Raw genomic sequence first — 521 nt, forward strand, 5'->3', positions numbered from 1 at the left:
TTGTTAAGCTATGGAATTGAAGAAAACAACGATATGCCAGAAGCCGAAGCGGATGCGAATGCTATTTTATTTGGTGATTTCAAACGTGGTTATACGATCGTTGATCGCATGGGCACGCGTATCTTACGTGATCCATTCACCAATAAACCTTATGTCGGTTTCTACACAACAAAACGGGTTGGTGGAATGTTGACAGATAGTAGTGCATTTAAAGTTTTAGCTTTAAAAGCATAATTCAATTTGGGTATTGAAAGCCTCTTTTAAGAGGTTTTCTTTTTTGGAGAGTTCAAATGCCAGTTATTACAAAGAGAAATTTAAGATCGCAATCGATAACGGTAATCAAGTTGTAGAGTTTGTACCAGGTGAATTTATGGTTGATGATCGTGTGGCTCATGTGGCCATTCACCAACTTAAAGTCGCTGTACTAAAAAGGGTGGTAGCAAAAATGCCAATTCTGACACTGGAACAGGTGAAGCAGCGGCTCAAAATTGATAGCGAAGATGAGGATGCAGATCTTCAAC

The 521-nt window shown here is 39.2% G+C and carries 2 protein-coding genes; both read left to right on the top strand.

What is annotated here, in order from left to right; genetic code table 11:
- Window positions 1-234, top strand: a 234-nt coding sequence (locus MMO38_RS16530; protein ID WP_241324192.1) for a phage major capsid protein, incomplete at its 5' end; no start/stop codon positions are given.
- A 43-nt stretch (window positions 235-277) separates the two neighbouring features.
- Window positions 278-521: hypothetical protein (locus tag MMO38_RS16535; protein ID WP_241324193.1), on the top strand; the 244-nt coding region annotated here is incomplete at its 3' end.

The sequence above is a fragment of the Acinetobacter sp. NIPH 1852 genome, from assembly GCF_022549455.1.
In the GTDB taxonomy this organism is placed as follows: Bacteria; Pseudomonadota; Gammaproteobacteria; order Pseudomonadales; family Moraxellaceae; genus Acinetobacter.